We start from the raw sequence: 1,554 nt of genomic DNA on the forward strand, positions 1-1,554 counted from the left end.
TAAGAGACAGCCCGCCACCCGCGCCGCGGAAGCGGCCGACACCCTGGCCGCGTTTCTGACGGCTCTTCACCGGCCGGCGCCCGACGCGGCGCCGGCCGGCCGTGACCGCGGGGGGCCGCTGGCCGGTTACGCCGAGGGGTTCGCCCAGCAGCTCGCCTCGGCCACCGAACTGGGGCTGATCCCCGACCCGGACGCCGTCCGCGCCGTCTGGGAAGACGCCGCCGCCGCGCCCGACTGGACGGGCCCCGCGCTGTGGCTCCACGGCGACCTTCACCCGGCCAACGTGCTCACCGCGGACGGCACCTTCTGCGGCGTGGTCGACTTCGGCGACCTCTTCGCGGGCGATCCGGCCTGCGACCTCGCCGCCCCCTGGATCCTGCTGCCGGACGGCGCCGCCGCACGCTTCCACCGGGCCTACCATCCGGCCCCGGACGCCGCGACGTTGCGGCGCGCCCGCGGCTGGGCGGTGCTGCGCGCCCTCGCCTGCATCCTCATCGGCGACGCCGGGGACCACGGCCGCCCCGGCGGCAAGCCCACCTGGGGCCCGCCCGCTCACGCCGCGCTGCGCCGCCTCATCGCGACGGCCCGCTGAACGCCCCGGCCGCAGCCCGGGTACGCGGAGCCGGGCGTCCGCCTCGTCAGGGGATCGTGAGGCCGTGCTCCCACAGGGCGTCCATGACCGGCGAGTGCCATGTCGTGCCGCCGGTGGAGCAGCTGCCGCTGCCGCCGAACAGCACGCCCACCGCCTTGTTCCCGGCGAAGGCCGGACCGCCCGAGTCACCGGGTTCACCGCAGACAGTGGAGCGGAACAGCCCGGTGAACACGCCTTGCGAGGTGTTCACGGTCTGGTCGATCGCCGAGATGACCCCGCAGTGCATGCGCGTCGCGCTGCCCATGCGGCAGATCTCCATGGTGGTCTCGGGCGGCACGGCGCCGGTGATCGTGATGCTCCGGCCGTCGTCCAGACCGACCTCGCTGGGGTGCGCCACGTCCGGGTTGGTGTAGCGGATCACCCCGTAGCCGGAGGGGCCGATGCTCCCCTCACTCACGCCGATGGGGATGGTGCGGTCCGGGTCCGCGTACCAGACGCGCTCTCCGAGGGCGCAGGAGCCGCCGGTGATCAGGTAGCCCTGGTCGCCCCGGCTGGCGTTGAACCCGGCCGAGCAGCGAAACTGGCCGTTCCCCTGGGGATAGATGGGATCGCCGCCGCGGATGACGGCCTCGGGCTCCGCATCCGGCGGGGCCGGGGACGCCTGCGCCGGCCCGGCCAGGGCGAGGGCCGCGCTCAGCGCGGCCACCAGCGCGGCCACCGGCCCCGGCAGCCTCGGTAACCGAGTCCTCCGGCGGTTCTTGGCGGATCGGCGACGATTCACGATGCCTCCTCGGCACGGCGGGACCCGTCCGCACCCCAGCATCCCAGCGGCCGCCCTGGGCCGCCAGCCCCCAGGAGAGCCCTTCCCCTCAGCGCCCACTGCTCCCGCGCGGAATGCCCGCCGGAGGGCGCGGGCCCGGCGGGCGAAGGCGGTCAGCCCGAAGCCCCGCTCGCCGTAGAGC

At 75.7% G+C, this 1,554-nt stretch carries 2 protein-coding genes; one reads left to right on the forward strand and one right to left on the reverse strand.

The genetic code is table 11. From position 1 onward, the window contains the following. The coding region (locus G5C65_RS37050; protein ID WP_165303425.1) for a phosphotransferase at positions 1 to 592 on the forward strand (592 nt) is incomplete at its 5' end. 46 nt (positions 593 to 638) lie between these two features. On the opposite strand, the gene G5C65_RS40610 is transcribed toward G5C65_RS37050, so the two are convergent. After that, on the reverse strand, positions 639 to 1,373 hold the full coding sequence (locus tag G5C65_RS40610) for a S1 family peptidase (RefSeq protein WP_165303426.1): 735 nt from the start codon (positions 1,371 to 1,373) through the stop codon (positions 639 to 641). Positions 1,374 to 1,554: the final 181 nt, after the last annotated feature.

The organism is Streptomyces boncukensis (assembly GCF_011045075.1).
Taxonomy (GTDB): Bacteria; Actinomycetota; Actinomycetes; order Streptomycetales; family Streptomycetaceae; genus Streptomyces; species Streptomyces boncukensis.